Raw genomic sequence first — 26,438 nt, 5'->3', positions numbered from 1 at the left:
CACTTAGTCAGTTACAAATGTAATATCTCTAATTTCACCTTCCAAAAGTATTTCCTCAGGCAACATCATTTTAAGTACAAATGAACTTCCGGTAATTTTCACATAACCCTTATTCATCTTTAACTTTAATTCTGATTCAGAATATGTAGCAAGTCCTTTGTGATTTTCAATGTATACGTGAATTTGTCCAACTACTGTAATTCTTGGGAGTTCCAGCATAATATCAGAAGGAAATGCAAGATATTTAGTTAACCATGGTCGTAAACCTTGTTGTAGCTTTTTCATAAATGCAGCCCCTCTCCATTTATATATTTATGTATCTTGCGGTAATTTAAGAACATATCAAACTAAAAAAGCCTTTAACCAAAAGTACTTTTACTTTGGCTAAAGGCTTTTCTATTATTATTTTCTACGTTGTTGTACTACTGACTTGTAAGGCTTTACTGCTCTTGGGGGGCCAAGGATTTCTGACATAATAATTCCATTTGCCAATCCTTTTTTCTCAAAGTTAGCAGTGACTTGTTTTTTAAACTTTCTTTGTTTATGGGATAGTGCAACTTCCGACGGTTGTTTGGAAGTATTACCCAAAATGGCATCATGCCTATTGATCTCATCCTTTGATCGAGCAGAATATACTTGCTCTCTCTCAGCTAGCTCTTCCATACGTTTTCTCTGTTGCTCTGCCAATGTGTTGCCTATTTCTTCAGCTTGGCTTTGAGTTTCCAGCTGTTCATTTTGAACTGTTGGCTGAGAATAAGGCTGCTTTTGAGGAGAAGTTTCCGGCCTATTAAACGGTTCCTGCTTCTTACCCTTTGAGGTATTATCCTTCATAAAACTAATAATACCTCCAATAATTAAAGCTATAATGAAAAAATTACTGGCAATAGCTTCAAAGAAGTCAGATATTACATCCATAAAATCCCTCCTTATGCTGCAATATCACCTAATTATTGATCATTATCATCATGGTTTTCTTGGGTTAATTTACCAATGGTGTCTCGCATATCTGTATCTGCATCGATATTTTTATAGTTCATATAATCCATCACACCTAAATTTCCAGAACGTAACGCTTCAGCTAACGCCAAAGGTACATCTGCCTCTGCTTCTACTACTTTCGCCCTCATTTCCTGAACACGCGCCACCATTTCTTGCTCTTGTGCAACTGCCATTGCACGGCGTTCTTCTGCTTTGGCCTGTGCGATGTTCTTATCCGCTTCAGCTTGGTCAGTTTGTAGAATCGCACCAATGTTTTTGCCGATGTCCACATCCGCAATATCAATGGAGAGAATTTCAAATGCTGTACCTGCATCCAAACCTCTATTTAAGACATTGTGGGAGATTGAGTCAGGATTTTCCAGAACTTTTGTATGAGCCTCCGAACTACCTATGGTACTTACAACACCTTCCCCAACACGGGCAATTACAGTATCTTCTCCTGCACCACCTACGAGACGGTCAATGTTTGCACGAACAGTTATCCGCGCTTTTGCTTTAACTTCAATTCCATCCATAGCAATACCCGCAATAAATGGTGTTTCAATAACTTTAGGGTTTACACTCATTTGAACTGCTTCCAAAACATCGCGTCCTGCCAAGTCTATTGCTGCTCCTCTTTCGAACGGCAATTCAATATTCGCACGGTGTGCAGCAATTAAGGCGTTTACTACCCTGTCAACATTACCACCAGCTAAATAGTGACTCTCTAATTGGTTCGTTTTAACATCTAGCCCAGCTTTATGAGCCTTAATTAATGGGTTAATTACCCTGTTAGGTACAACGCGTCTTAAACGCATACCTATTAGAGTAAATATCCCGACTTTTACACCTGCAGCCAATGCGCTGATCCAGAGCATTACTGGGATAAAAGTAAATAGAATTGCCAATACAATTAGAATTACCGCAATGATAATCAATGGCATAAGATCATATAATTCCATTCCATCTTCCTCCTGTTACATATTTATTTATTATAAATTAGATTTCTCTAACTACAATACGTACACCTTCTACTTTTATTACCTTAATATTTCTATTTGCATCTATATAACCACCTTCGGAAATAACATCTAGCCGTTCATTATCAAAAACAGCAGTCCCAGAGGGCCGTAAAGGCGTTACAGTTCTTCCCTCTAAGCCAATCAATTCTAGGCGATTTACAGAAGAAACATAGCCTAATTCAGTGGTAGTTTGTTCTTTTAAAATAATATGGCGGAAAACTCCTTTATCCATACCAATTCTTCTAAATAAAATGATGGACACAATAAGAGTTACTAGAAATGCAATGCTTATACTCATAGCCATATGACCCAAATCGTAACCTGACATAAGCAATGAGCCGATAATTGCACCTATCCCTAATAAACCAGCAATACCGCCAGGGAGAAAAAATTCAGCTATGATTAGCGCAATTCCTAAGATAAGTAATATAATTGCCTCCATCCCAGCTAATCCAGCTACAATATGTCCGTAAAAAAACAATACCAATGCTACTAAGCCCATCGTTCCAGGAACTCCAAAACCCGGAGAGTATAATTCCACAATTAAGCCAAGACTTGCCACAGACAATAATATAGGTATCACAACTGGATTTGTAAGAAATCTGGCAACTTCTTCTGAAAATGTAGGTTCTTTTTCAACTACAGCAGCATTCGACAGACCCAATTCATATAATAACTCTACACGATCGTCCACTACTGCTTTAGCATAATTAACTTTCACTGCTTCAGTAGGTCCAAGTGTTAAAAACTTTCCTTTCCCAGCATCATATTCTGGTAAATCGATGCTGCTATCTGCCATAGCCGCTGCATAAATGGGATCTCTTCCCTTTGACTCTGCGGCACTTTTCATCGCCGCTAACCAGGCTGACTGAGCTTTCTTATCGGCAGCAGTACCATCTGAATTAATAACACCACTAGCACCCATTGTCGCTTGTGGCTTCATATATATGTTATCCGTGTTTAGAGCAATATAGGAACCTGCTGACAAAGCTTGATTAACAATAAAAGAAGTTGTCGGTATATCCAGATCCTGAAGGAGCTTTGCGATTTGACCAGCTGAATCAACCCTACCGCCTGGAGTATCAATTTCAAAAACAATATGGTCGGCACCATTTTCTATAGCTTCATCGGTAGTACGAGATAGAAATGCCTCAAGCCCTCTCTCTACTTCCCTTTCAATTGGTATAAAATATACTGATTTTCCACTTCCGTCATCTGCTGCCTTTACAGGAATGCCATTTTCAGTGCAAAAAAGCAACAATACTATAAAAGTAAAAAGTATGTACCTTACCATCTTCTTTAGCGGCAAGTAAAATCACCTCCCTTATTATGTTACTTACGAATATATTATGTAATTGGTTTCAAATACATAAATTATTTTTAAATTAATTTTATTTCAATCGTATCATAAGCAGCGTTTCGAAGATAGTCTCTTCATTCATTTACTTAGAAATGGAACAAAGCACCAAGCACATACAAATTAAAAGCCATGATAAACTCGTGCCAGCCTCGAGTAAAAAAATTCAAGTCAAAATTTTTTCCTTAAATACGAAAAAGATCTTTGCTACTTTGGCAGCAAAGATCTTATCATTAAGCTTAATTTAACTGTTTTTGCACAATTTTGTTGATTTGAGAGCCATCTGCCTTTCCCTTGACTTTAGGCATAACCGCACTCATTACTTTACCCATATCTTTTTTAGATGTTGCATTTACTTCCTGAATCGTTGACTGAACAATGGCCTCCAGCTCTTCAGTTGTAAGCTGTTTTGGCATATATTCTTGTAAAATATTAATTTCTCTTTCAAGCTTTTCAACAAGATCATCGCGTCCAGCTGATTTGAATTCTTGGAGGGAATCTTTTCTTTGTTTGACTTCTCTGGACAAAATGGTTAATTCTTCGTCCTCTGTAAGAGAGTCTTTACCAAGTTTTATTGATTCATTCTGCAATGAAGCCTTCACCATACGTATAACACTTAACGTTTCTTTATCCTTGTTCTTCATTGCCTGCTTCATATCTTGATTCAGCTGTTCAAGTAATGTCATGCTTTTGCACCCTCTTTAGAATTTACGCTTTCTAGCAGCTTCAGATTTCTTTTTACGACGAACACTTGGTTTCTCATAGTGTTCACGCTTACGATATTCTTGCAGTGTACCACTTTTTGATACACTACGCTTGAAGCGACGAAGAGCATCCTCAAGAGACTCGTTTTTACGAACGCGAGTTGTATTTGACATGCTAATTTCCCTCCCTCCGAAGCACAAAACAGGATTGTACCAGCATATGAACTTCTGTCACATGCCTTTTTAAATTATAATATATTCATCCATACAGGTCAACAGATTATTTACATAAAGCTTCATTTTTATACATTTTTATATTAGTAGTCAGAAGTTCCACTACCGCCATGTATAATATCAACACCAGCACTTGCGCCAATTCTCGTGGCACCAGCATCAATCATTGCCTTAGTTGTTTCCAGATCTCTTACTCCACCGGAAGCTTTAACACCCAGGTCACTTCCGACAGTTTTTCTCATTAGTTTTATATCCTCCACAGTAGCTCCTCCTGTAGAAAAGCCAGTAGATGTCTTCACGAAATCAGCCCCAGCTTCTTTGGCTAATTTACAAGCACGAATTTTTTCGTCCTCTGTCAATAAGGATGTTTCAATAATCACTTTTGTTAAAGCTTTATTTTCCGCAGCTTTTACTACTGCAGCGATATCCTGTTTAACCGGATCATCCTCACCCGATTTCAAAAGGCCAATATTTATAACCATATCAACTTCTGTAGCTCCATCTTTTATAGCCTGCTCTGTCTCAAATACTTTTGATTGAGTTGAAGTAGCACCTAAAGGAAAACCGATCACTGTACATACCTTCACATTAGTATCCTTTAACTTTTCATAACAAAACGGCACCCATGATGGGTTCACACATACGGAGGCAAATTCATATTCCTTCGCCTCTGCAACTAGTTTTTCTATACTATCCTTTGTAGTGTCAGGCTTTAATTGGGTGTGATCAATATATTTTGCTAACTCATTATTCATCATTATTACTTCCTCTCCTATGTTGTACGTACCTCTAAATTCATCATAGCATGACAGAATAAAAACAACAAATTTTATTAATTGTTACCGGTATTTTTGAGCAAAAAATCCGAACTACTTCATTACAAAAATGAAGCATTCGGATTATCTTTAAAAAAATTAAGGTCAGATTCTAGTTTATTACAGACTTTGCCATCGAATGTGTAGCATTGTCCATAATTTTAACGAATTTACCTTCATTGATTGGATACCCGGCTTTAGTTAACTTAACTCTAACAATCTTTCCAATCATGTCTGGAGTACCTTCAAATTGGACTTTTAAATAATTATCCGTATAACCAATAAGTAATTCAGGCCGTAGAGGGTCTTCGGAATGTTCTTCTGGAATAACTTCCAAAACTTCATCTTCATAATTAGCAGCATATTGTTTAGCCAATTGATTTGATAACTCAATTAACTGGTGTACACGTTCATTTTTCAGTTCTTCATTCACTTGATTATTCATCCTAGCGGCAGGAGTCCCAGTTCTTCGCGAAAACGGAAAGACATGTAATTCAGAAAAGCCAATATCTTTAATAAAATCGTATGTCTCCATAAACTCTTCGTCTGTTTCACCAGGAAACCCAACAATAACATCTGAGGTTATCGCCAATCCAGGTAATGCTTTTTTTATTTTTTCTACTTTTTCTTTATAGAATTGACTGGAATATTTTCTCCTCATTCTTGCAAGTACACTATCAGAACCAGATTGCAGTGGAATATGAAGGTGACGGACAATTTTTTCCGATTGATCAAATGCCTCAATTACTTCATCCGTTATCTGACTTGCCTCGATGGAAGAGATACGAATTCGCTTTAATCCTTTTACTTTTGTTTCAAGATCATTCAGTAGCATAGCGAAATTATAATCATTCATGTCTTCTCCGTAGCCTGCTGTATGAATTCCTGTCAACACAATTTCCTTGTAACCAGCATCAACTAGCTTTTGGGCTTGGTCTACTACACTTTCTGGATCCCTTGAGCGGAGCAACCCTCTTGACCATGGTATAATACAAAAGGTACAGAAATTGTTGCAGCCTTCCTGTATTTTCAACGAAGCTCTAGTTCTGTCAGTAAATTCAGGGACATCCATCTCTTCGAAAACACGATTTTTCATTATATTTGTTACACCATTGATTGGTTCTCTGGTCTTTTTATGTTCTTCAATATATTGAAGCATATTTTTCCGGTCCTGTGTCCCCACAACAATATCCACTCCAGGGATCTCCATTATTTCACCTGGAGACGTCTGGGCATAACAACCGGTTACACACACAATTCCTTCAGGATTTTTACGTATAGCTCGTCGAATTACCTGTCTGCTTTTTTTATCTCCGGTATTTGTGACGGTACACGTATTAATTACATAAACATCGGCGTCATGATCAAAATCCACTCGCTCATATCCATGTTCCTTAAACATTCGCCAGATGCCTTCCGTTTCATAATGATTCACTTTACAACCCAATGTATGAAATGCCACTGTTGTCATGAATCACACCTCAATTCTTCAAAATGATAGGAAATGCTTGCTAAAGCATATAAAGCTGCAGTTTCAGTTCGCAAAATTCGAGGGCCTAAACGTATAGCCTGAAAGCCATTATCATTTAGTTTTTCAGCTTCTTTTGGAGAAAAACCACCCTCTGGACCAATACAGATAAGTATTTTATCCGTAATTGTAACGTTTTCTAATACTGTACCAAATGACTTATAATCCGACACCTTAGCTTGTTCTTCGTACGCATACAGTTTTACGTCATATTTGGAACTTTCTTCAATTAAACGCTCTACGGTTATGGTGCTATATATTGTTGGGATTTGATTACGATGCTTTGCTCACTTGCCTCTTTGACAATTTTATTAAAACGAATTAACTTTTTTTCTTGCTTTTTTTTATCCCAGTTAACAATAGAGCGTTCTGCTTGAAAAGGAATAAAAGCATATGCGCCTAATTCCGTTCCTTTCTGCAAAATCAACTCTAGTTTATCACCTTTTGGTAAGCCTTGAGCAACAGTTACTTGAATTGGCAACTCCACGTTTTCATTCAACCATTGTTTGATTTCTGCTTGTACACTATCTGCTGTAATAACTAAAAGCTCACAAATAGCTGCTCTGCCATCAGGGTGATTACAGATTATATTGGCACCTTCTTTATAGCGCATTACTCTATTAATATGATGAACATCTTCTCCAAGAATGGTTACCTCATTTGTACCCCACCCTGTTTCAGATACAAAGTAGCGTTGCAATTCAAGCCCTCTCTTCCGTCACAAGAATTATAAAACATTCTTTCGTGCTACAATTGAAATCCATTCTTCCATTTCATTTATCTGAATAATTTCAAAGCCTTTTACTTCTAAATCAGTTTTTACCATTTGCTTCTTATTTTGAATTATTCCTGAAGTTATGAAGTATCCACCTGGTTTTAATCTTTCCCAAGCTTCATCAATAAATTGAACGATAATTTCTGCTAAAATATTAGATACAATAATATCCGCTTCTGTATGCACAGATTCTAACAGGTTTTTTTGTTCTGCTTGAATCTTGTCACTAAGTTTATTTAGTTCTACATTAAATTTCGTACTTGTTACAGCTACATCATCGAGATCATATGCTTGCACACTTTCCGCACCTAGTAAAGCAGCAGCAATACTTAAAACACCAGAACCGGATCCAACATCAATAACAGTATCACCTTTACTTAAGAAATTCTCTAAAGCTTGAATACTTAATACCGTAGTCGGATGGGTTCCTGTACCAAATGCCATACCTGGATCCAGTTCAATGATCACCTCATCAGAGGAAACTGGCTCATAATCTTCCCACGTTGGAGTTATGGTAATCCTCTTAGATATTTTAACAGGTTTATAGTACTTTTTCCATGCTGTAGACCATTCCTCCTCGTCTACTTCATTTAAGGAAATCGTATTCTGCCCCAGTTCTATTCCATAAGTTGATAAATTATTAATTGCTTGTTTTATTTCCTCAATAGTTTCACTTAAAAAACTATTCACTGGCAGATAAGCTTTAATGCGTACTCCCTCTTCCGGGTATTCAGAAGGGTCCAATTCGAATAATTCACCGAAAAAGGCATCTCTTTCCTTAACAAGGTCAAGTGGGTCTTCAATTACCAACCCACTTGCACCTGTTTCATGAAGTATATTAGAGATAGGTTCAATTGCTTCATTTGTTGTATGGATACAGATCTCCGACCAATTCAAAAAAGATCACTCATTTCTAATTTAAAATTATATGTCATGCTATTCCATATAATAAGATTATTTATTCACTTTTAAAAGCTTTTTTGAACCTTTGGAAAAGTGAACTTTCCTGTTCTTCAGTAGCTTCATTTCCACCTATTTCATTAAACTCTCTTAATAGCTCTTTCTGACGGTCAGTAAGATTTGTCGGTGTCATCACCTTCACTTTAATATGCTGATCACCATGACCGTACCCACGAACATTTGGAGAACCTTTCCCTCTCATTCTGAATGTCTTACCTGTCTGAGTACCAGCGGGAACTTTCAACATTACTTTACCATGCACAGTTGGAACTTCCACTTCATCCCCCAAAGCTGCTTGTGCGTAAGTGAGTGGTAGCTCACAGAATATATGGTCTCCTTCTCTTTCAAAGAAGTCATGTGGTTTTACTTGAACAACTACATATAAGTCTCCTGGAGGTCCACCATTGATACCGGCTTCTCCTTTACCTGCCACTCTAATTTGTTGACCTTCATCAATGCCTGCCGGAATACTAATATGAATTGTTTTGTTCTTCTTCACTTTACCGGCGCCACCACATGTACCACATTTCTCAGGAATAATTTTCCCTGTACCATTACAGTAATGACATACTCTTTTATTTACTACTCTACCAAAAGGTGTATTTTGCTCTGTATTTAACTGTCCTGATCCATTACAATGTGAACATGTCTTTGTTTTCGTGCCTGGCTTCGCACCTGACCCATCACATGTTTCACACGTTTCTTCTTTCGGAATAATTATATCCTCTTCTTTTCCAAAAATAGCCTCTTCAAAGTCTAGTACCATTGTATATTGGAGGTCAGCGCCTTGTTGAGGAGCATTCGGATCTCTTCTGCGGCCACCGCCACCAAAGAACATATCGAAAATATCACCAAATCCACCAAAGTCTTGTGCTCCGCCTCCGAAACCTCCGAAGCCTTGACCTTGTGCACCTGCGTGGCCAAATTGATCATATTGCGCACGTTTTTGCTCATCACTTAGTACTTCATAAGCTTCCTTCGCTTCTTTAAACTTATCAGCTGCATCCTCTTCTTTATTTACATCCGGATGATATTTCCGTGCTAATTTTCTATACGCTTTTTTTACTTCATCTTTAGACGCGCCTTTTTCTACACCAAGCACATCATAATAATCACGCTTACTCACTTAAAAATCACTCTCCCGACACAACTTTTGCATAAAATTAATCTTATCATTAATTTACCATGCGTGGCAAATTAGCTCCATTTTCAAAGCAACAAAATCCTGCTCTTAAAAAAAGCCAAAGCCAAGAGAATCCTGACTTTGACTTTTATAATTAAGCTATTTTATTTATTATCTTTCTCGTCTTTTTCCTCATCTACTTCCTGGTAGTCTGCATCTACAACATCATCATCAGAACCTTGGTCTTCTTGACCTTGCTGAGCCTGAGCTTCTTGTTGCATTTGTTCATACATTTTAACAGAAAGTTGCTGGACTTGTTCTTCTAAAGCTTCTTTCTTCTCTTTAATTTGTTCTTGATCATCTGATTCTAAAGCAGATTTAAGTTCTTCTTTTGCCTTCTCCGCTTTTTCTTTTTCTTCATCAGATACTTTTTCCCCAAGATCTTTAATCGTTTTATCTGTAGTGAAGATTAGTTGATCAGCTTCATTACGAAGTTCAATTTCCTCACGGCGTTTTTTATCTTCTTCCGCATTTTCTTCTGCTTCTTTAACCATGCGATCAACTTCTTCATCAGAAAGACCAGAAGATGATTTAATTGTGATTGATTGTTCTTTATTCGTACCCATATCTTTTGCTCTAACATTTACGATTCCGTTTGCATCAATATCGAAAGATACTTCAATTTGTGGCACTCCACGTGGTGCTGGCGGAATATCAGTTAGTTGAAAACGACCTAATGTTTTATTATCTGCTGCCATCTCACGTTCCCCTTGAAGGACATGAATATCTACTGCTGTTTGATTATCTGCAGCGGTAGAGAATACTTGGGAATGGCTTGTAGGGATTGTTGTATTTCGTTCAATTAACTTCGTAAATACAGATCCCATTGTTTCAATACCTAATGATAATGGAGTAACATCAAGTAGTACTACGTCTTTTACGTCTCCTTGCAACACTCCACCTTGGATAGCAGCCCCTAATGCTACTACTTCATCAGGATTTACTCCTTTAGAAGGTTCTTGACCGATTTCACGCTTAATAGCCTCTTGAACTGCAGGGATTCGAGTAGATCCACCTACAAGAATTACTTTATGAATATCATTTGCAGATAGACTAGCATCAGATAGTGCTTTACGTGTTGGCACCATTGTGCGTTCTACTAGGTCAGAAGATAATTCTTCAAACTTAGCACGTGTTAAGTTCATTTCCAAATGCAATGGCCCAGCTTCCCCAGCTGTGATAAATGGTAATGAAATTTGAGTTTGTGATACACCGGAAAGATCTTTTTTTGCTTTTTCTGCTGCATCTTTCAAACGTTGTGTTGCCATTTTATCTTTTGATAAGTCTATACCATTTTCTTTTTTGAATTCTTGAACCATGTGGTTAATAATTACTTCATCAAAATCATCTCCACCCAGACGGTTATCCCCGGCAGTTGAGACTACTTCAAATGTGCCATCACCAATGTCTAAGATGGAAACGTCGAATGTACCGCCACCTAAGTCATAAACAAGAATTGTTTGATCTTGATCATCTTTATCAATACCGTATGCCAAAGCAGCTGCAGTAGGCTCGTTTATAATACGCTCTACTTCAAGTCCAGCTATTTTCCCAGCATCCTTTGTTGCTTGACGTTCAGCATCATTAAAATAAGCTGGTACAGTGATAACTGCCTTTTCTACTGTTTCGCCAATGTAATCTTCAGCGTATGATTTAATGTGCTGAAGGATAATTGCTGATACTTCCTGTGGAGTAAATTCTTTATCTTCAATTTTTACTTTATAGTCGGTACCCATATGTCTCTTAACGGATTGGATTGTATTTGGATTAGTTATTGCCTGACGTTTTGCAACTTCTCCTACCTGTCTTTCGCCATTTTTAAAAGCTACAACAGATGGTGTAGTACGGTTTCCTTCCGGGTTAGGGATAACAACAGCTTCCCCACCTTCCATAACAGATACACATGAATTTGTTGTTCCTAAGTCGATGCCAATAATTTTACTCATCTTCTATTTCCTCCTTAGCTACCATTTCCAGATTATTTATTTACTTTTACCATAGCTGGTCTAATAACACGATCTTTAAGCACATAACCCTTTTGCAGCTCTTCAACAATTATGTTGGGCTCTTTATCTTCCTCTTCCACTTGCATAACAGCGTGGTGAAGATTAGGGTCAAACTCTTTATCAACTGAATCTATTTCTTCTACACCTTGAGATTTTAAAGCTTCTTTAATTTGTCGGTATACCATAGTGATACCTTCTACAAATCCAGCATTATCTTCAGTTGTTTCCACTTGTAATGCTCTTTCAAAATTATCCACGGCAGGTAATAATTCATTTACTAAATCTTGTGACTTATACTTCCTATCAGCTTCTTTTTCCCGCTGAGAACGTTTCTTAAAATTATCAAACTCTGCCTGAACACGAAGCATACGTTGAAAGACTTCATCCTTCTCCTTTTTTAATGCTTCATTTTCTTCTTGTAATTTTAATTGCTCATCTGCAGTATCTTTTCCTTCTTGCTCTGCATCAAGGACTTCAACTTTTCCATCTTCATGATTTTTTTCATTTTCGTTAGTATTTCCCTGTTCTTCCATCCGTGCCACCTCCATTTTAAAATCGCCACGTTACACTATAACATGGACCAATAGAGAAGAAAAACTATCAGCTCTTTACTCTATCCGTTGTTTTTATACCACATATATAATGCCTCAGTCATTTCATTTGATAAGATATTTAACAATGTAATGACCTTACGATACTCCATCCTTGTTGGCCCTAATAATGCGATCGTTCCTAATTGTCCTTCACCCAAATGATAAGAAGCGGTAATTAAACTTAGATCCTTAATGGCGTCTACTTTGTTTTCTTGTCCAATGAATACCTCTATCCCATCATGATTCTGCTTTAATAAATTTGCAATTTCTTCTTCATTTTCCATCATGGAATAGAAAGACCTTATTTTATCTACATCATTGAACTCAGGCTGCATAAGTATGTTTGATTTTCCACCTATATATAACTTCACAGGGTAGTCAGCAAGAAAAGCAGCTTTCAAATAATTGTAGGATGTATCAAAATCCTCAATATACTTCCGCATAATAGAAGCTATTTCCGAATTAAACTTTTCAGGTAACTTTACGATAGGTACTCCATGCAACCGATCATTCATAATGTTAACCATCTTTTCAAATTCAGACGCTTTAATTTTTTTAGGTATTGAAAAAGACCGGTGTTCAACATGACCTGTATTTGTTACTAGAATAGCTACGGCTGTATTCGAGGACAATGTAATTATTTGTACCTGTTTTAATTTAGTTTCATATATCTCCGGCCCCAAAATAATGGAAGTATAATTGGTAAGCTCAGAGAGCATTTCTGCTGACATTTGAACAATCTGTTCAAATTCAAATACCCCATCCTGAAGAACGTGTTTAATTACGTTACCCTTTCTTTGCTGGTTTGAAAAAGGCGATATTAAGTGATCAACATAATATCTGTAGCCTTTTTCGGACGGAATTCGACCAGAAGATGTATGCGTCTTTTCCAAAAAGCCCATTTCTTCCAAATCAGCCATTTCATTGCGTATTGTTGCAGCACTAAATGGAATATTATCCTTCTTAGAAATAGCTCGAGAACCAACTGGATGTGCTGTCTCGATGAAATCATCAATAATGACCTGCAGAATCAACAATTGCCTTTCAGTTAACATGATGATCACCTCTGTTAGCACTCTTGAAGGTCGAGTGCTAATGCTATTATTAAATTATCAAATCATATTTTCTTTGTCAATAAACATGAATTCAAACAAGAAACTTTTAATAAAAATAATCAATTTTTATTCTTTGATGGTTCTTCGTCCAGTAAAAATCTTTCAAATACTTCATTAGCCAGAAGCATTCCTTCTTCCGTTAAATAAAGTTTTCTTTCCGCATTCACCAACCAGTTCTTTTTTGTTAATTCATTAATAGATTGCTCATAGAGTTTTTCTAGATCCATTCCAAACTTCTGCATAAAGGCCACTTTACTAACTCCGCTTGTTTTACGGAGGCCCAAGAATAGTTCTTCTTCAATTTGCTCTTTTAAACCTATCTCATCAACATGTAAAATGGGTTGACCGTTTTGCATTGATTGCTTTATATATTTAGGTAGTGGTCGAATGTTAATTGTTCTTTTTCCTGGAAGATACCCAGAAGCACCTGCGCCAAATCCATAATAGTATTTGTTGTTCCAATATGTTAAGTTGTGTTCACTTTCAAAACCTTCTTTAGCAAAGTTACTGATTTCATATTGTTTCAAGCCATTGGCTTTTGCTATTTGCTTCAACAACTCATACATTTCAACCTCTTCCTCTTGTGCTGGACGGTGCAACTTCCCCTTCTGATGCCGCTGATAAAAAACCGTTTTAGGTTCAATCTGTAAAGCATATGTTGACAAATGGGGCAAATTAAGAGCAACTGCTTCCTCAAGGGTTCTACGAAAATCAGCCACGGCTTGGTTGGGAAGTGCATAGATAAGGTCCACACTTATATTGGTAAAACTATTTCTTTTTAATAAATTTACCGTTCGGTAAACATCTTCCACAGTATGCAATCTCCCGAGTTCTTTCAGTTTTTTATCATCAAAAACCTGTACTCCTAAAGAAATACGATTTACTCCATACATTTTTAGTAAATTTATCTTATCTTCATCGAAATCCCCTGGGTTCGCTTCTATCGTATATTCTTCACAGCTATTGACATCAAATTTAGCATCCACAGCTTGGAGCAAAGTCTCTAGTTGCTCTAAGTTAAGTGCAGTTGGAGTTCCTCCGCCGATAAATATCGTTTTAACTTTATTTTTGTTCCCTTCCACGTACGTGTCCATTTCCTTTTTTAACGCTACAATGTACTCGGTTGCCAGCTTCTCATTGTAGAAAAACTTAGTAAAATCACAGTAGTGGCAGATCTGCTGGCAGAAAGGGATGTGTATATAAACAGATTGGATGAGATTCATAACATTTCTCCTTTGGACAAAATAAAAGAGAAAAACCTTCCAGCATAAAAAACTGTCAGGTTTTTCCTCCCTTCTTTGAGTAAGCTTATTCCTTAATCATCATTCATTTCTAATACAGCCATGAATGCTTCTTGCGGCACTTCTACAGAGCCTACCATCTTCATGCGCTTTTTACCCTCTTTTTGCTTTTCAAGCAATTTACGTTTACGGGAAATATCGCCACCATAACATTTCGCAAGTACATTTTTACGCATTGCCTTGATGGTGCTCCTGGCCACAATTTTGTTACCAATAGCTGCTTGAACAGGAACCTCAAATTGCTGTCTTGGGATAAGCTCTTTTAACTTATCGACAATTTGCTTCCCACGTTCATACGCAAAGTCGCGGTGTACGATGAAGGATAACGCATCAATAGTTTCTCCGTTTAAGAGAATATCCATTTTAACAAGGTTTGAAGCTCGATATCCAATCAATTCATAATCAAAGGAAGCATATCCTTTGGTTTGTGATTTTAATTGATCAAAGAAATCATAAACAATCTCAGATAAAGGGATATGGTAAATTACATTTACCCGAATATCATCCAAATACTCCATATCAATAAATTGCCCACGCTTCTTTTGAGATATTTCCATCACAGCACCAACAAAATCATTCGGAACCATGATAGTTGCCTTTACGAAAGGCTCTCTTATTTCATTAATTTGTTGAGGATCAGGCATTACAGAAGGGTTATCAATTTCAATAAGCTCTTCATTTGTTTGCTCCACCTCATATATTACACTTGGGGCTGTGGTAATTAAATCAATTTTAAATTCCCTCTCTATTCTCTCTTGAATTATTTCCATGTGCAATAATCCTAAGAAACCGCAACGGAATCCGAAACCAAGTGCTTGCGATGTTTCTGGTTCATATTGAAGGGATGAGTCATTAAGCTCCAAACGTTCGAGTGCTTCTCGCAAATCATTATAATCATTAGAGTCAACAGGATATAGACCGCAAAACACCATCGGATTAAGCTTTCTGTAACCTGGTAAAGGAGTGTCTGCCTGTTTCTTCGCGTGTGTTATAGTATCACCAACACGGGAATCGCCAACATTTTTGATGGAGGCAGTTAAATACCCTACATCACCTACAGTCAAACTGTCTTTTTTAATAGGCTTAGGACTGAAGACACCAATTTCGTTCACCTCAAATTCCTTGCCTGTAGCCATCATTCTGATTTTATCGCCTAATTTCAAAGAACCTTCTTTAATACAGATATAGGCTACTACACCACGATAAGGATCATAAAGCGAGTCGAAAATGAGGGCTTTTAGTGGAGCTTCCGGATCTCCAGCCGGGGCAGGCACCGACTCTGTAATTCGTTCTAATATTTCTTCAATCCCGATATTTGACTTTGCTGATGCCAGTAATACTTCATCTCCATCAATTCCAATGACATCCTCTAACTCTTTCTTTACTCTTTCAGGGTCTGCGCTTGGCAGATCAATTTTGTTAATAACAGGAATTATTTCTAAATCATTATCTAGGGCAAGATACACATTGGCCAAAGTCTGAGCTTCAATCCCCTGTGCTGCGTCTACAACAAGGATCGCACCCTCACAAGCAGCAAGACTACGGGAGACTTCATATGTAAAATCAACATGCCCTGGAGTATCAATTAAATGAAAAATAAATTCTTCGCCGCTCTTGCTTGTATATTGAAGTTGAACCGCATTTAATTTTATAGTTATTCCACGTTCTCTCTCAAGGTCCATCGCATCCAATAATTGTTCCTTCATTTCTCGTTGTGTTATTGCTTTTGTATTTTCCAATATCCGATCAGCCAATGTTGATTTACCATGGTCGATATGGGCAATAATCGAGAAGTTACGCACATTTCTTTGTCTTTTTGTCATTAGTGATGTTCACTCCTACATAAGCTTCAACTTTTAGTCGACAATAACTAGCCTTGATTATAGCAATTGAAGCAGTTATATTCAAGAACAAAACAGATGACAAACTAGTAAAAGGGGCTATTTTCATTAACTATTGATACTATTATTGCTAAAAGAATAGCTTTGAAACTTGATACAAAAGTTGAACCAATACTTCATAGAACCCTTTTACTACAGCTTCAAGAAAGGCTGCAGCTTTTTGAACAAAGCTAACTGGTTCCGCTACATCAACTTGCTCTGTACTAACTGCTTTTGGATTCTGGTATATTACTTCCTGTGTATTAGCTTCATGTTCCTTTTTCGTTTTCTTTGTCTCCACTGCATTAGTCTGTATCTCCCTCTCCCCTTCACCTTCCATAGGCTGAGCATGATCCATGCCGTAAAGTGTTCCTGTTAAAAAGAATATGGCAAACAAAAGTAAAACAATAATTGAGCGTACCATTTGTTTTCCCCCTTAAGAGTCAGAGTTTACTTTTTCTGCATCCCAATAAAATTCGCTAAACACCTCTGCAAGCGCATCTGCAGAGCGATATAGCTCTTCTAAATGGTTGTCAACACCGCCCATTTCAAGAACAAGTAAGTTTTCGGATAAATCCTGATTATAAATACCATTTACTCCAGGTCCTTTTTTTGGATAGACACCCCTACTCAAACCAGGATATTTGTCCTCAAGTTTGTAGTGCAATTTTGTAGCCAAAGCTAAATTTTTCTCGTAATCTTTATGCTCAGCTCCGATGACAATCATGATTCTGGCATAATTCTTTCCATCAATCTTTTTCGTAGTAGCTTCTCCTTGAATGGAATCCCTGTGTAAGTCAAACGCAAATTTTATATCTTTGTTCGTAGCAAAAGCTTCTTTGACAACATCCCTAGATGCTTTATACGATTGTCCATAACCCCAACCTTTATCGTTTAATATACTCATAATATCTGTATTATCAACCGTTGCCCCTATTCCTTCCGCTTCAAGTGAAGCTGCAAGACGATCACTTACCTTTGTTATATTTACTTCCTTATGATGTGCTAAATCAGGGTCAGTTACTCCGGGAAGATGGGGTAGAAAGGACTCTCTGTTATGGGAATTATAAATATAAACAACCTCTTTATCTCCAGTGGTTGGTTTGCCATCATTCTTCGTCTTATCATCTTTTTCTTTAGCTTCTTCTGACTCTTCATCCAAAACAGCTTCCCTTTCTTTTAACACTTCTTCTAAGGGGGGTGACGATTCTATTGGAAGGTTTGTATAATTCGTCCCTTCACCCGCGATCAGGACACGGCTGTCAAATAAGGAGAAGCCTGGTAATTCCTTTCCCAGTAAACTACGCGGGTCATCCGGCTTAATATTTGTTGCGATATGAAACAAAGCAGTTGTTGGTTTAGGGATGGTTTTATCCTCAGGGTATGCCTGTTGAAATGCTCTGTTTTCCAATCCTAATAAATAAAGAAATATAGAACTGTCCATATCGCTTGTCCATTCCGTTATCATCTGGGATGAAATTCTGTAAGCAGGCTTCGCAGTTGTTAAGATTCCAATTAAAACAAATAGACTAAGGATGCTAATAATATATATACCACTTCGTTTATAAACCTGATTTATTTGTTTCTTTCCTTTACTATTTGAAATCATGGTTCCACCCTTCCCCGCATCATACTCTATTGATATAATCTATGAGATGAATCAGGCAGATAGAACCAAAATGTTTTCAAGCTAGACTTAGTAGAGTCCTTACCATTTTAACGTGAGTATGATGTAAAATTACTAACATCTATTTTCTCATGCAAAGCAGCATTTACCCCGTTAGCAATTACTTCAGCCATATCAATCATAAATCCATCCACTTCCTTTGGGGTGACCATTAGATTGTGTCCCATTGGAGTGAGTACTTCCGTAATAAGACTTCTCTTTTCTTCATCGGAAAGACCTCCCACCATACCCATTAATGTTCTTCTCTTCTCTTCATCGGGTAAGTCCTCTTCTGTAAACTTTTTTCTTTCACCAAAAGAAAGACTTGCTGGAGCTAAGGATTTCGAGGGGCGATCTTTCTCTTTCCATTCTCTTCCAAAATGTTTTAATAAAAAGTCTATTGTGTCACTCGTAATTGTTACAGCATCCACGACGGTTGGTACACCTATAGCAATAACAGGAATTCCCAAAGTCTCTTTACTAAGTTCCTTTCTTTTATTCCCTACTCCTGAACCCGGATGGATACCGGCATCAGATAATTGAATTGTTTCATTTACTCGTTCAATAGATCTTGAAGCAAGGGCGTCTACTGCAATCACAAAATCAGGTTTGAATTTTTCTACGATACCAAAGATAATGTTACTTGTTTCTATCCCCGTCACACCCATAACTCCCGGTGTGACTGCAGCTACGGATCGATATCCTTCTGAAACCGTCTCATGCTCTAATTCAAATAAATGACTTGTGACAAGAATTTTCTCCATTGTCATAGGTCCAAGGGCATCAGGAGTTACATTCCAATTTCCTAATCCTACAATAAGACCTTTCCCTGTAACGTATATTATTTTTATTAATTAATTCCTCTAACTCTTTTGCAACAACCTTTGCAGCAGCTTCCTGACTAGCTGTATCCTGGCGTTTCACCCCATCAGCATAAATAGTAACGTACGTACCAGGTTTCTTGCCTATCATTTCTGCCCCAGTTTCATCAACCTCTACATAAGAAATATTAATATCCTCTTGTTTTCTTTCTTTAATGGTTACACCTTTAATTTCATTTTGTTTACTATTACTTTGCTTTTTTTCTTTTTCAACATACATATCTCTAGCTTCAACGGCCAAATCCGTTCTAACTTGTGGTATACTTTTATTATCCATAGCAAACTCATCCTTTCCTGCTTCTTTCATTCTTAGGGTCTGCAAAGGTAGTAAAAAAATACAAAAAACATATTACGCATCAAAGCTATTGAAAACATGCCTTTCGTTTGGTAAAATGTCTTTTGTCCACTAACAAAGTGAAATGGGCTAAAAGCCAATACTTAATTGAGGATAATGTCTTACTTTATACGCTTTATGAAATTTAGGAGGTGAAACAATGGCTAATATTAAATCTGCGATTAAACGTGTAGATGTCAACAATAAGAAGCATGCAAATAACCAAGCACAAAAATCTGCAATGCGTTCAGAAATTAAACGTGTGGAAAAATTAGTTGAAGCAAATGATGTGGAAAATGCAAAGTCTGCATTCAGATCTACTGCAAAGCATATTGACAAAGCTGTACAAAAAGGAATTATTCATAAGAACAACGGTGACCGTCAAAAGTCTCGTTTAGCAAAAAAAGTAAACAGCTTAGGTGCATAATTTCCAATAAAAAAACGATCCTCCAGGATCGTTTTTTTTATTTCTTAGGAAATTATAAAATTGTACCAAAATACAGTTTCCCTTGTTCGGAAAATAGATAAACTGCGACGTAACTTGGTTGTTTGTAAATGACCGTTTGGAAAATACACTTCGATGGTAAAGTGGTTAGATAATAACCCGTTATTTATGGTACAAAGCAGATACAAATTGATTGGAGCGGAAGGGGGCAATCTAAGAACGCCACGTCCTGTGGCAACGATTGCATAACCAACGTCCTGTTGGCCCGCGACTCCTACCGGAATAGCATGAGCTGAAGACCCTGGACGTAGCGTAGCGAAGGAAGCGGCTGAAGCCATGCCGGTGGAAAGCGTCCCCCTGCAGCGGAAATCAATGGGTCCATCCGCTTCCTTAAAATAAAATATACTTTAGTTCGCATTTTACTCCAACTATGAATGAACAAAATGCGGTTGTGCTCCAACATTTGTAATAGAACCATAATTTAAAGGAAAAAATTACTGGATTCACCACTTTCAGGTCCAGCGTCTCCGACTTTTGGTTTCATTATTCGTTAATAAGATCATATAATAACAACTGAAACACTAAATCCTTCTCCATTGCCCCCTGTTTCATTGAGGCATCAGCTTGAGCCAACTTATCCATTGCAGCCTCTAATTTTTCTACAGTGAATTTCTTTTCTCTTGCCAGAGCAATTTTTATTACGTACGGATGGACACCAAGTTGCTTCTGCATTTGTGATTGACTGTATCCTTTAAGCTTTAATAATTTGACACGCAAAATGGTACGAAATTGAAAGGCTAGTAAACCAATTAACGCTATTGGTTCCTCTTTCATTTTTTCTAAATCTTTATATATAGCAATTGCTTGTGCTAAGTCTCGATCAATCACAGTATCCACTAACCGTAATGAAGAGCTGCTCGCAGTATGTGAAATTAATTTCTCTGCCACTGCTCTAGTAATAGTTCCTTTTTCTCCAACAAAAAGAGCCATCTTCTTTAATTCATTTTCCATCATATTTAAGTTAGTGGATAGTTCAGCTTCGAATATGTCATAGGCATCTTGATCAATATATACTCTTAACTGTCCAGCCAAATTATCAATCCATTTTCTTACATCATAATCTTTAATTGGGTTACACACTGCAATATCTGCATTCTTTTTAAGTACTTTGGTTAGTTTTTTCCTTTCATCAATTTTCTCATAAGGTGCTATTAGAACAAGTACAGAATAGTCAACTGGCATGGAGAGGTAATTCTCTAATATTTCTACATTATGTTCCACTGCAGTTCTATCTGGTTTGGCCTTCAGAAAAGAAGGCTTAGTTGCAATGACTAACTTTCTCTCCCCAAAAAAAGGGTAGGTTTCCACATCACTAATTACTTCCTGAACCGGCGTTTCTTCTAAATCATAAAATGACAAATTATCCATTTCTTTACCAAGCACTTGTTTTTTTATTTCTTTTTGTAATTTCTGTATAAAGTAATTTTCTGATCCGTATAATAAATAAACTGGTGCAATTTGTTTATTTTTTACTTTCTTCATTATTTCCATATATGACATTTCTTTCACTCCACCATTTATGTATATAGATTATATGGTAAAGTGTGTCCCCTTTAATAGCAAGAGTAAAGTCGAGGAAAGTGTTTGGGCACTTTCCCCGATCATCTATATCAACGTTTAAGAACCAGCTCTAGAAACTGACTCCTAAACGGGATTGGTTCCTATACTTAGGTTATCCCGCAAGCAGAAAAGTATAGTTGTTAGTTCTTTCTATATTTGGAGATGCATATCGTTAGGAATAATTTTTATTCTAAAGTGGATTTTTTCCATAATTTAATTTATACTAATGGTGATATAGGAGGGGTAAATGTGAACGAATTTGAAAAAAATGTACAATCCAAAAATAATGATGTTGTCGATTCCATGAAAGGCTTTGCTTTCTCATTTATTTTCTTTATTTTAATTTTTGCTATCGGTGTAACAGTTAGCGTAATCGGCCAATAATTCGAAAACCATAATAAGGTCAGATGGCTTTAACGATCCATCATAAAGAGACTGATATTTACCAGTCTCTTTTTCATTTTTTATTTATATTTTTTTCTCTTCACCCCATTCTATGGGAATTGCCTATAAAATGTTCCTTCTTTATCTTTTTTAAAACGAAATTGTACAGCTCCATCTTGGTCCGTTCGCAATATGGTAGTATCATACTTCTCAAGCCTGTCGATCACCTCTTGAGTAGGATGACCATACCTATTGTTTTTGCCTGCAGATATAAGAGCGTATTCAGGTTGCAACTTACGAATAAATTCATCATCTGTTGAGGTATTACTACCATGATGAGCTACCTTTAATACATCTACTTCCAACCCCGGGAATTCCTGTAAAATATTTTTTTCTTCTTCTACACCAATATCCCCTGTAAAAAGCCAACCTTTCTCTCCAAGCCTTCCATAAATTACTAATGAGTTTGAATTTGATGAAGCACGATCTTTTTTGGGACCTAATATCGTAAACGACTCTCCACCGATCGTTACCGCCGTATTTTCATTTAATCGTAATAGCTCTACCCCTAATTTGTTCAATGAATCTATTTCCTGTTCCCCCAGTTCGTAAAATTGGCTTACAATTATGGCACCAACTTTAAACTCGTCAATAATAAACGATAAACTCCCATTATGGTCTGTATCTTCGTGGGATAAGAATATTGCATCTATCTTATTTATTCCACGCGACAATAAATATGGCTTAATAACTTGTGTATATACTTTTTCCGTTGGCTCTCCCGAATCGAAGGAAAAACTCGCACCAGCATCAATTAATACGACTCCTTTACGATGTGGTAACTCCACAACAAAGGCATCCCCCTGACCGATATCCAACATGGTTATATATCCAACATTCGATACGTATGGTTTTATTGCTCCACTTACCAAAACAACAACCAGTAAAATGCCATAACCAAATGCTTTAGTTAAATTTTTGTAGTGGAGATTTTTCATCAAAAGAAAAAAGATGACATAATAAATAACCGTAATACTAAGTGGTAAAGGGCCTAAAGATAAGGATGTTGAAAAAGAATTGTCAATATAAGTTATCATTGCAAGCATGTATTCCTGCAAAACATTAATTAATGAGCTTAATATAGCAGCAATTAACTTAAATGGAGACAAAATGAACAGGATGAAAAGTGAAGGAATTAAAAAGAAGGAAAAGTAAGGGACAATAATCATATTCAAAGGAATTGACAATGGTTGAAATGTGGAGAAATAAGTGAAATATAAAGGCAGGATTATAAGTTGTGAAATAAAACTAAGCTTAAGCATTTGAAAAAATGAAAAACCGTCCTGCAGGAGCCACTTTTGTGAAAGTAGTATACCGAAAGTTACGAGGAAAGAAAACTGAAATCCAACTTGATAAATAATATACTTATCAACTAAGACAAGTAGAATAAAAATGAAACTTAATACATCTGAAACACTCCATTTCATATGCAGTTTGTTTATGACGATAAAGACAAATCCCATGGCACTCGCCCGAATAACCGAGGGCTCTCCCCCAGCCAACACCGCATAAATTGGCAAAAACAAAAGGATCGTCCATTGAGCATTTTCTTTCGTTAAGCCAAGTAGTCGAATCAAAATAAAATACAACAAGGCCAATACAAGTCCAACATGTAAACCAGAGATTGCTAATAAATGCGATAGACTCCATCTTCGAAATAACTCAATTGTGTCCTTAGGCAGGAACGAATCATCTCCAAATACAATTGCACTCAACCATGCGGATGTGCTTTCAGAAGTGTTAGTTACAACATAGGTTGTTAACATATCCCGAAGCTTATAAAAACGGTGCATATATCCGGAACCAGAACATTTCAAACCAGAAAGTTGATTAACAACAATTTGATAATGAATTCCTTGACCAAACAAGTATTGTCGGTAATTAAACTGGCCTGGATTAGTCGGTTGGTCTGGTACTTCCATTATGCCTTTGATTTCGCATGTAGCGCCATATTTGAGCGAATGAATACGACCTGATGTGGAAGCTGTATCATGCTTGCCATTAAAATAAACTACTTGTACAGTATTATCATGTGAATTGTCCTTAAGCAAAAATTGAATGCTATGACTTTTTTCATCAATGGGACTAATAATTTTTCCAGTCATTTGATATTCTTTTTTATCAGGAAGATGGGGAGCAGTGTTTTCGAGTTGTGTTGGAGAAGGGATATACCAAGTGAAAAAAAGAGATGCGATTAGGGATATTAGGATAGGAAAAATCCCTAATCGTTGTTTATGGTAAAGATACAATATCCATATTAAAAAAAGTCCTAAAAGCCAGTAGTGCATTAGGTTTTTTGTCAAGAAGCCGAGAGTAACGGAAACAGGAATGAGATACCAGTAACCTTTCAATGATTGTTCTCCCTATTCAGTTGTATACTGAAATAGCTTTTCAGCTTCATTTTTAATTTGTGTTATTTCTTCCTTTTCCAGTGTGGATAATTCAAGCTTTTCAAGTAATCCATCAACAAACATCTGTTTTTCACGATATTGTGTATCGACAGCTAGATAATCAAGCTCTACTTTTACCGTTTTTACACCTGATTCACTAAATAATTGTTCAGCATATGGGTGATTACGATAATCTTCTGCATAATAGACTGTTTTTATTCCTGCCTGGATAAGTTGCTTACAGCACTGCAGACATGGGAAATGTGTTACATATACATCTGCATTTTCTGTTGGCACACCAAATTTGGCACACTGTAAAAGTGCATTAGCTTCAGCATGCACTGTTCTTACACAATGTCCATCAATAACATAACAGCCTTCATCCATGCAGTGCACACTGCCAGTTACACTTCCATTATACCCTCCTGCTATAATTCTTTTATCTCGAACAATGGTGGCCCCTACCATTAATCTTGTACAGGTACTTCTCAATGCCAGTAAATGGCTCTGTGCCATAAAATATTGGTCCCAAGAAATTCTTTCCATACTATTTTCTCTCCCTATAAAATACTATTTTCCTCTAAATTTTGATAATACTAAAACTAATTGAAACCAAAGCATTTTTCGTACTAAATTAATTTTTGCAGGTTTCCATCCAATTTTACCTTTATCGTATTATTTTCGTCAATCTGCTTAAGGTACTTGAATATCATCAATGAAATTATTAAGCGTCTTTTCGCCAATTCCAGGAACCTGAAGAAGATCCTCCGCTGTACTAAAGAATCCATGTTCTTCACGAAATTGAATAATTGCTTGTGCTTTTGCAGGACCTATTCCATTTAAGGTTTCAATTTCTTCCTGTGTGGCATAATTAATGCTCAATTTTTCCGTTTGGATACTACTAACTTCACCTTGTGTAAGGGGCTCTCCTCCTATAACAGGGATATTTATAATCATCTCATCCTGGACTTTCTGCGCTAAATTGACTTGTGACTGATCAGCATCAGCTGTAAACCCACCGGCTAGTTTAATTGCGTCATTTACCCTTGATTCAACAGGCATTTCAAAAACTCCCGGCTTCGCAACAGCCCCTTTGATATCAACCATAATTTTTGTATTTTCTTTGGATGGATTACTTTCCTCTTGTGTTTCCGTTGTAGAAATTTTTAGTGGGGAAATTTCTTGTTGAACTCGTGGCTCTTCTTCGCGGGTAATTATTAAAAAAACAACCACTACCGATGTAATAATAAGAATAAAGCCAGCACTTCTAATTGGCATTTTCAATGAAGGTCACTTCCTTGTGCTATAATAGGGGGATGAAGGCGGATCGAGCATACTTTGAGGTTCATTCAGATTGCGAAGGGTCAAACATAAATTTAAAGCAAGGATGAGTCCTCCCTAATTCATATTCGACAAAATCACTTAAAGTCCTTTAATAAAAAAAGAATAGGATATTTTTATCCTACTCTTTTCTGTGCTACAAAGAACATCCGCTCAGTCTCCTCGGTTATTTCTTTATCTATAGAAAAATCTCCATATATTTTTATATTTTGAAAACCGGCTGCTAACAATAGACGTTCATAAAAAGAAATTGGGTATGTTCGTTGAAAATGTTCTTCATCGAACCGAACGTACTTATTCCCTTCTCTATGAAAAAATGTTAAATCGTGATACATTTCTCCAGGATTTTCTCCTCCCGTACAGAACCAAATATAAGAAGTGTCTTCCGTTACTTCTGCAAATGTATGATCGATAAAATTATTTTCTACCTGTTGCATTGAATGAACATCAAATATAAATACGCCGCCGGGTTTTAATGAGTCTGCGATTCGTTTAACAACATTTTTCAAATCACTTTCGGAAGTAAGATAATTCATAACATCACAGTAGCATACAGCTGCATCCATTTCTTTTAAACCTTCCAGTTCTCTTAAGTCCTGTTGAATCAAATCAATGTTTGTATGCTCTTTCGTCGCCTTTCGTTCTGCATATGCGAGCATATCAGAAGAGTAATCCACACCAGTGACCTCGAAACCTGCTTTAGCAAGACGCACACTGATTTCTCCTGTACCACAGCCAAGATCAATCACCTGTTTAACTGGTTTATCACATTGTTTAAACAATCTTAAACTCATTTCAATCCATTGATCATAAGGTGCAACTGCCATTAACGTATCATAAACATCGGCCATTTTCCCATATGCCAT

General features: G+C 36.8%; 27 protein-coding genes and 1 pseudogene. 2 read left to right on the top strand and 26 right to left on the bottom strand.

Going from position 1 to position 26,438, the window contains the following annotated elements:
- Positions 1 to 3: 3 nt before the first annotated feature.
- The 20 genes and pseudogenes from yqfC to gpr all read right to left on the bottom strand — a co-directional run bounded on the left by yqfC (position 4) and on the right by gpr (position 19,275).
- Positions 4 to 285 (bottom strand): sporulation protein YqfC, encoded by a 282-nt coding sequence (gene yqfC / locus JCM12304_RS02000; RefSeq protein ID WP_040955288.1) that lies wholly within the window; start codon positions 283 to 285, stop codon positions 4 to 6.
- A gap of 117 nt (positions 286 to 402) precedes the next feature.
- Positions 403 to 915, bottom strand: coding sequence for a YqfB family membrane protein (locus JCM12304_RS01995; protein ID WP_040955287.1), 513 nt, complete (start codon positions 913 to 915; stop codon positions 403 to 405).
- 32 nt (positions 916 to 947) lie between these two features.
- Positions 948 to 1,940, bottom strand: coding sequence for a flotillin-like protein FloA (gene floA / locus JCM12304_RS01990; protein ID WP_019377988.1), 993 nt, complete (start codon positions 1,938 to 1,940; stop codon positions 948 to 950).
- A 37-nt stretch (positions 1,941 to 1,977) separates the two neighbouring features.
- Positions 1,978 to 3,294, bottom strand: a complete 1,317-nt coding sequence (locus tag JCM12304_RS01985; protein ID WP_060678444.1) for an NfeD family protein — start codon at positions 3,292 to 3,294, stop codon at positions 1,978 to 1,980.
- Positions 3,295 to 3,596: 302 nt separating this feature from the next.
- Positions 3,597 to 4,043: a GatB/YqeY domain-containing protein gene (locus JCM12304_RS01980; RefSeq protein ID WP_040955286.1), complete on the bottom strand. Its 447-nt coding sequence runs from the start codon at positions 4,041 to 4,043 to the stop codon at positions 3,597 to 3,599.
- A 15-nt stretch (positions 4,044 to 4,058) separates the two neighbouring features.
- Entirely contained in the window at positions 4,059 to 4,235 is a 177-nt protein-coding gene (gene rpsU, locus JCM12304_RS01975) for a 30S ribosomal protein S21 (protein ID WP_019377991.1), read from the bottom strand.
- 143 nt (positions 4,236 to 4,378) lie between these two features.
- A complete protein-coding gene (gene deoC / locus JCM12304_RS01970; protein ID WP_026041440.1) occupies positions 4,379 to 5,050 on the bottom strand; it encodes a deoxyribose-phosphate aldolase in 672 nt (223 codons plus the stop codon).
- A 172-nt stretch (positions 5,051 to 5,222) separates the two neighbouring features.
- Positions 5,223 to 6,581 (bottom strand): tRNA (N(6)-L-threonylcarbamoyladenosine(37)-C(2))-methylthiotransferase MtaB, encoded by a 1,359-nt coding sequence (mtaB, locus tag JCM12304_RS01965; protein WP_060678391.1) that lies wholly within the window; start codon positions 6,579 to 6,581, stop codon positions 5,223 to 5,225.
- Entirely contained in the window at positions 6,578 to 6,868 is a 291-nt protein-coding gene (locus JCM12304_RS20260; RefSeq protein ID WP_369813128.1) for an RsmE family RNA methyltransferase, read from the bottom strand. Before JCM12304_RS20260 ends, mtaB begins: the two co-directional genes overlap by 4 nt.
- A gap of 14 nt (positions 6,869 to 6,882) precedes the next feature.
- Positions 6,883 to 7,338: an RsmE family RNA methyltransferase gene (locus tag JCM12304_RS20255; protein WP_369813126.1), complete on the bottom strand. Its 456-nt coding sequence runs from the start codon at positions 7,336 to 7,338 to the stop codon at positions 6,883 to 6,885.
- 27 nt (positions 7,339 to 7,365) lie between these two features.
- Positions 7,366 to 8,310: a 50S ribosomal protein L11 methyltransferase gene (prmA, locus tag JCM12304_RS01955; protein WP_019377995.1), complete on the bottom strand. Its 945-nt coding sequence runs from the start codon at positions 8,308 to 8,310 to the stop codon at positions 7,366 to 7,368.
- A gap of 61 nt (positions 8,311 to 8,371) precedes the next feature.
- Complete coding sequence (gene dnaJ / locus JCM12304_RS01950) at positions 8,372 to 9,499, bottom strand: molecular chaperone DnaJ (RefSeq protein ID WP_019377996.1); 1,128 nt, start codon at positions 9,497 to 9,499, stop codon at positions 8,372 to 8,374.
- A 161-nt stretch (positions 9,500 to 9,660) separates the two neighbouring features.
- The gene (gene dnaK, locus JCM12304_RS01945) at positions 9,661 to 11,502 is read right to left on the bottom strand and encodes a molecular chaperone DnaK (RefSeq protein WP_019377997.1); all 1,842 of its coding nucleotides are present in this window, start codon (positions 11,500 to 11,502) and stop codon (positions 9,661 to 9,663) included.
- Between the two features lie 32 nt (positions 11,503 to 11,534).
- Positions 11,535 to 12,095 carry a nucleotide exchange factor GrpE gene (gene grpE / locus JCM12304_RS01940; RefSeq protein WP_019377998.1) on the bottom strand — a complete coding sequence of 187 codons (561 nt, stop codon included), beginning with the start codon at positions 12,093 to 12,095 and terminating at the stop codon, positions 11,535 to 11,537.
- An 80-nt stretch (positions 12,096 to 12,175) separates the two neighbouring features.
- Positions 12,176 to 13,210 carry a heat-inducible transcriptional repressor HrcA gene (gene hrcA / locus JCM12304_RS01935; RefSeq protein WP_060678390.1) on the bottom strand — a complete coding sequence of 345 codons (1,035 nt, stop codon included), beginning with the start codon at positions 13,208 to 13,210 and terminating at the stop codon, positions 12,176 to 12,178.
- 119 nt (positions 13,211 to 13,329) lie between these two features.
- Positions 13,330 to 14,493, bottom strand: a complete 1,164-nt coding sequence (gene hemW / locus JCM12304_RS01930) for a radical SAM family heme chaperone HemW (protein WP_060678389.1) — start codon at positions 14,491 to 14,493, stop codon at positions 13,330 to 13,332.
- 92 nt (positions 14,494 to 14,585) lie between these two features.
- Positions 14,586 to 16,394, bottom strand: coding sequence for a translation elongation factor 4 (gene lepA, locus JCM12304_RS01925; protein ID WP_019378001.1), 1,809 nt, complete (start codon positions 16,392 to 16,394; stop codon positions 14,586 to 14,588).
- A gap of 148 nt (positions 16,395 to 16,542) precedes the next feature.
- Positions 16,543 to 16,875, bottom strand: coding sequence for a DUF3679 domain-containing protein (locus JCM12304_RS01920; protein ID WP_019378002.1), 333 nt, complete (start codon positions 16,873 to 16,875; stop codon positions 16,543 to 16,545).
- A gap of 12 nt (positions 16,876 to 16,887) precedes the next feature.
- Positions 16,888 to 18,060 carry a stage II sporulation protein P gene (gene spoIIP / locus JCM12304_RS01915; RefSeq protein ID WP_019378003.1) on the bottom strand — a complete coding sequence of 391 codons (1,173 nt, stop codon included), beginning with the start codon at positions 18,058 to 18,060 and terminating at the stop codon, positions 16,888 to 16,890.
- Between the two features lie 107 nt (positions 18,061 to 18,167).
- Positions 18,168 to 19,275: pseudogene (gpr, locus tag JCM12304_RS01910) on the bottom strand (GPR endopeptidase).
- Between the two features lie 217 nt (positions 19,276 to 19,492).
- On the opposite strand from gpr, the gene rpsT reads away from it, so the two are divergent.
- Positions 19,493 to 19,759 carry a 30S ribosomal protein S20 gene (gene rpsT / locus JCM12304_RS01905; RefSeq protein ID WP_060678388.1) on the top strand — a complete coding sequence of 89 codons (267 nt, stop codon included), beginning with the start codon at positions 19,493 to 19,495 and terminating at the stop codon, positions 19,757 to 19,759.
- A gap of 44 nt (positions 19,760 to 19,803) precedes the next feature.
- On the opposite strand, the gene JCM12304_RS19470 is transcribed toward rpsT, so the two are convergent.
- Together JCM12304_RS19470 and holA are read right to left on the bottom strand one after the other, a co-directional pair.
- Entirely contained in the window at positions 19,804 to 20,115 is a 312-nt protein-coding gene (locus JCM12304_RS19470) for a hypothetical protein (protein WP_060678387.1), read from the bottom strand.
- A 205-nt stretch (positions 20,116 to 20,320) separates the two neighbouring features.
- Positions 20,321 to 21,319: a DNA polymerase III subunit delta gene (gene holA / locus JCM12304_RS01895; protein ID WP_369813125.1), complete on the bottom strand. Its 999-nt coding sequence runs from the start codon at positions 21,317 to 21,319 to the stop codon at positions 20,321 to 20,323.
- Between the two features lie 327 nt (positions 21,320 to 21,646).
- Between holA and JCM12304_RS18890 the strand changes: the two genes are divergently transcribed.
- Positions 21,647 to 21,781, top strand: a complete 135-nt coding sequence (locus JCM12304_RS18890) for a YqzM family protein (protein WP_019377884.1) — start codon at positions 21,647 to 21,649, stop codon at positions 21,779 to 21,781.
- A 110-nt stretch (positions 21,782 to 21,891) separates the two neighbouring features.
- Here the strand turns inward: JCM12304_RS18890 and JCM12304_RS01890 are convergent, their stop codons facing one another.
- The 4 genes from JCM12304_RS01890 to JCM12304_RS01875 all read right to left on the bottom strand — a co-directional run bounded on the left by JCM12304_RS01890 (position 21,892) and on the right by JCM12304_RS01875 (position 26,438).
- On the bottom strand, positions 21,892 to 24,192 hold the full coding sequence (locus JCM12304_RS01890) for a DNA internalization-related competence protein ComEC/Rec2 (protein ID WP_060678385.1): 2,301 nt from the start codon (positions 24,190 to 24,192) through the stop codon (positions 21,892 to 21,894).
- Between the two features lie 12 nt (positions 24,193 to 24,204).
- On the bottom strand, positions 24,205 to 24,777 hold the full coding sequence (locus JCM12304_RS01885) for a ComE operon protein 2 (RefSeq protein WP_019377882.1): 573 nt from the start codon (positions 24,775 to 24,777) through the stop codon (positions 24,205 to 24,207).
- A 147-nt stretch (positions 24,778 to 24,924) separates the two neighbouring features.
- Complete coding sequence (locus JCM12304_RS01880) at positions 24,925 to 25,509, bottom strand: ComEA family DNA-binding protein (protein ID WP_033353990.1); 585 nt, start codon at positions 25,507 to 25,509, stop codon at positions 24,925 to 24,927.
- Positions 25,510 to 25,688: 179 nt separating this feature from the next.
- A complete protein-coding gene (locus JCM12304_RS01875; RefSeq protein WP_060678384.1) occupies positions 25,689 to 26,438 on the bottom strand; it encodes a class I SAM-dependent DNA methyltransferase in 750 nt (249 codons plus the stop codon).

Source organism: Virgibacillus halodenitrificans JCM 12304, assembly GCF_001310895.1.
Taxonomy (GTDB): Bacteria; Bacillota; Bacilli; order Bacillales; family Amphibacillaceae; genus Virgibacillus_Q; species Virgibacillus_Q halodenitrificans.
This window is presented reverse-complemented; position numbering and strand designations above follow the sequence as displayed.

What these genes read in the sequence shown, in the direction of transcription:
- yqfC (WP_040955288.1), bottom strand. Translation starts at nt 285, where the DNA reads ATGAAAAAGCTACAACAAGGTTTACGACCATGGTTAACTAAATATCTT.
- JCM12304_RS01995 (WP_040955287.1), bottom strand. Translation starts at nt 915, where the DNA reads ATGGATGTAATATCTGACTTCTTTGAAGCTATTGCCAGTAATTTTTTC.
- floA (WP_019377988.1), bottom strand. Translation starts at nt 1,940, where the DNA reads ATGGAATTATATGATCTTATGCCATTGATTATCATTGCGGTAATTCTA.
- JCM12304_RS01985 (WP_060678444.1), bottom strand. Translation starts at nt 3,294, where the DNA reads ATGGTAAGGTACATACTTTTTACTTTTATAGTATTGTTGCTTTTTTGC.
- JCM12304_RS01980 (WP_040955286.1), bottom strand. Translation starts at nt 4,043, where the DNA reads ATGACATTACTTGAACAGCTGAATCAAGATATGAAGCAGGCAATGAAG.
- rpsU (WP_019377991.1), bottom strand. Translation starts at nt 4,235, where the DNA reads ATGTCAAATACAACTCGCGTTCGTAAAAACGAGTCTCTTGAGGATGCT.
- deoC (WP_026041440.1), bottom strand. Translation starts at nt 5,050, where the DNA reads ATGAATAATGAGTTAGCAAAATATATTGATCACACCCAATTAAAGCCT.
- mtaB (WP_060678391.1), bottom strand. Translation starts at nt 6,581, where the DNA reads ATGACAACAGTGGCATTTCATACATTGGGTTGTAAAGTGAATCATTAT.
- dnaK (WP_019377997.1), bottom strand. Translation starts at nt 11,502, where the DNA reads ATGAGTAAAATTATTGGCATCGACTTAGGAACAACAAATTCATGTGTA.
- grpE (WP_019377998.1), bottom strand. Translation starts at nt 12,095, where the DNA reads ATGGAAGAACAGGGAAATACTAACGAAAATGAAAAAAATCATGAAGAT.
- hrcA (WP_060678390.1), bottom strand. Translation starts at nt 13,210, where the DNA reads ATGTTAACTGAAAGGCAATTGTTGATTCTGCAGGTCATTATTGATGAT.
- hemW (WP_060678389.1), bottom strand. Translation starts at nt 14,493, where the DNA reads ATGAATCTCATCCAATCTGTTTATATACACATCCCTTTCTGCCAGCAG.
- lepA (WP_019378001.1), bottom strand. Translation starts at nt 16,394, where the DNA reads ATGACAAAAAGACAAAGAAATGTGCGTAACTTCTCGATTATTGCCCAT.
- JCM12304_RS01920 (WP_019378002.1), bottom strand. Translation starts at nt 16,875, where the DNA reads ATGGTACGCTCAATTATTGTTTTACTTTTGTTTGCCATATTCTTTTTA.
- spoIIP (WP_019378003.1), bottom strand. Translation starts at nt 18,060, where the DNA reads ATGATTTCAAATAGTAAAGGAAAGAAACAAATAAATCAGGTTTATAAA.
- rpsT (WP_060678388.1), top strand. Translation starts at nt 19,493, where the DNA reads ATGGCTAATATTAAATCTGCGATTAAACGTGTAGATGTCAACAATAAG.
- JCM12304_RS19470 (WP_060678387.1), bottom strand. Translation starts at nt 20,115, where the DNA reads ATGGCTTCAGCCGCTTCCTTCGCTACGCTACGTCCAGGGTCTTCAGCT.
- holA (WP_369813125.1), bottom strand. Translation starts at nt 21,319, where the DNA reads ATGAAGAAAGTAAAAAATAAACAAATTGCACCAGTTTATTTATTATAC.
- JCM12304_RS01885 (WP_019377882.1), bottom strand. Translation starts at nt 24,777, where the DNA reads ATGGAAAGAATTTCTTGGGACCAATATTTTATGGCACAGAGCCATTTA.
- JCM12304_RS01880 (WP_033353990.1), bottom strand. Translation starts at nt 25,509, where the DNA reads ATGCCAATTAGAAGTGCTGGCTTTATTCTTATTATTACATCGGTAGTG.
- JCM12304_RS01875 (WP_060678384.1), bottom strand. Translation starts at nt 26,438, where the DNA reads ATGGCATATGGGAAAATGGCCGATGTTTATGATACGTTAATGGCAGTT.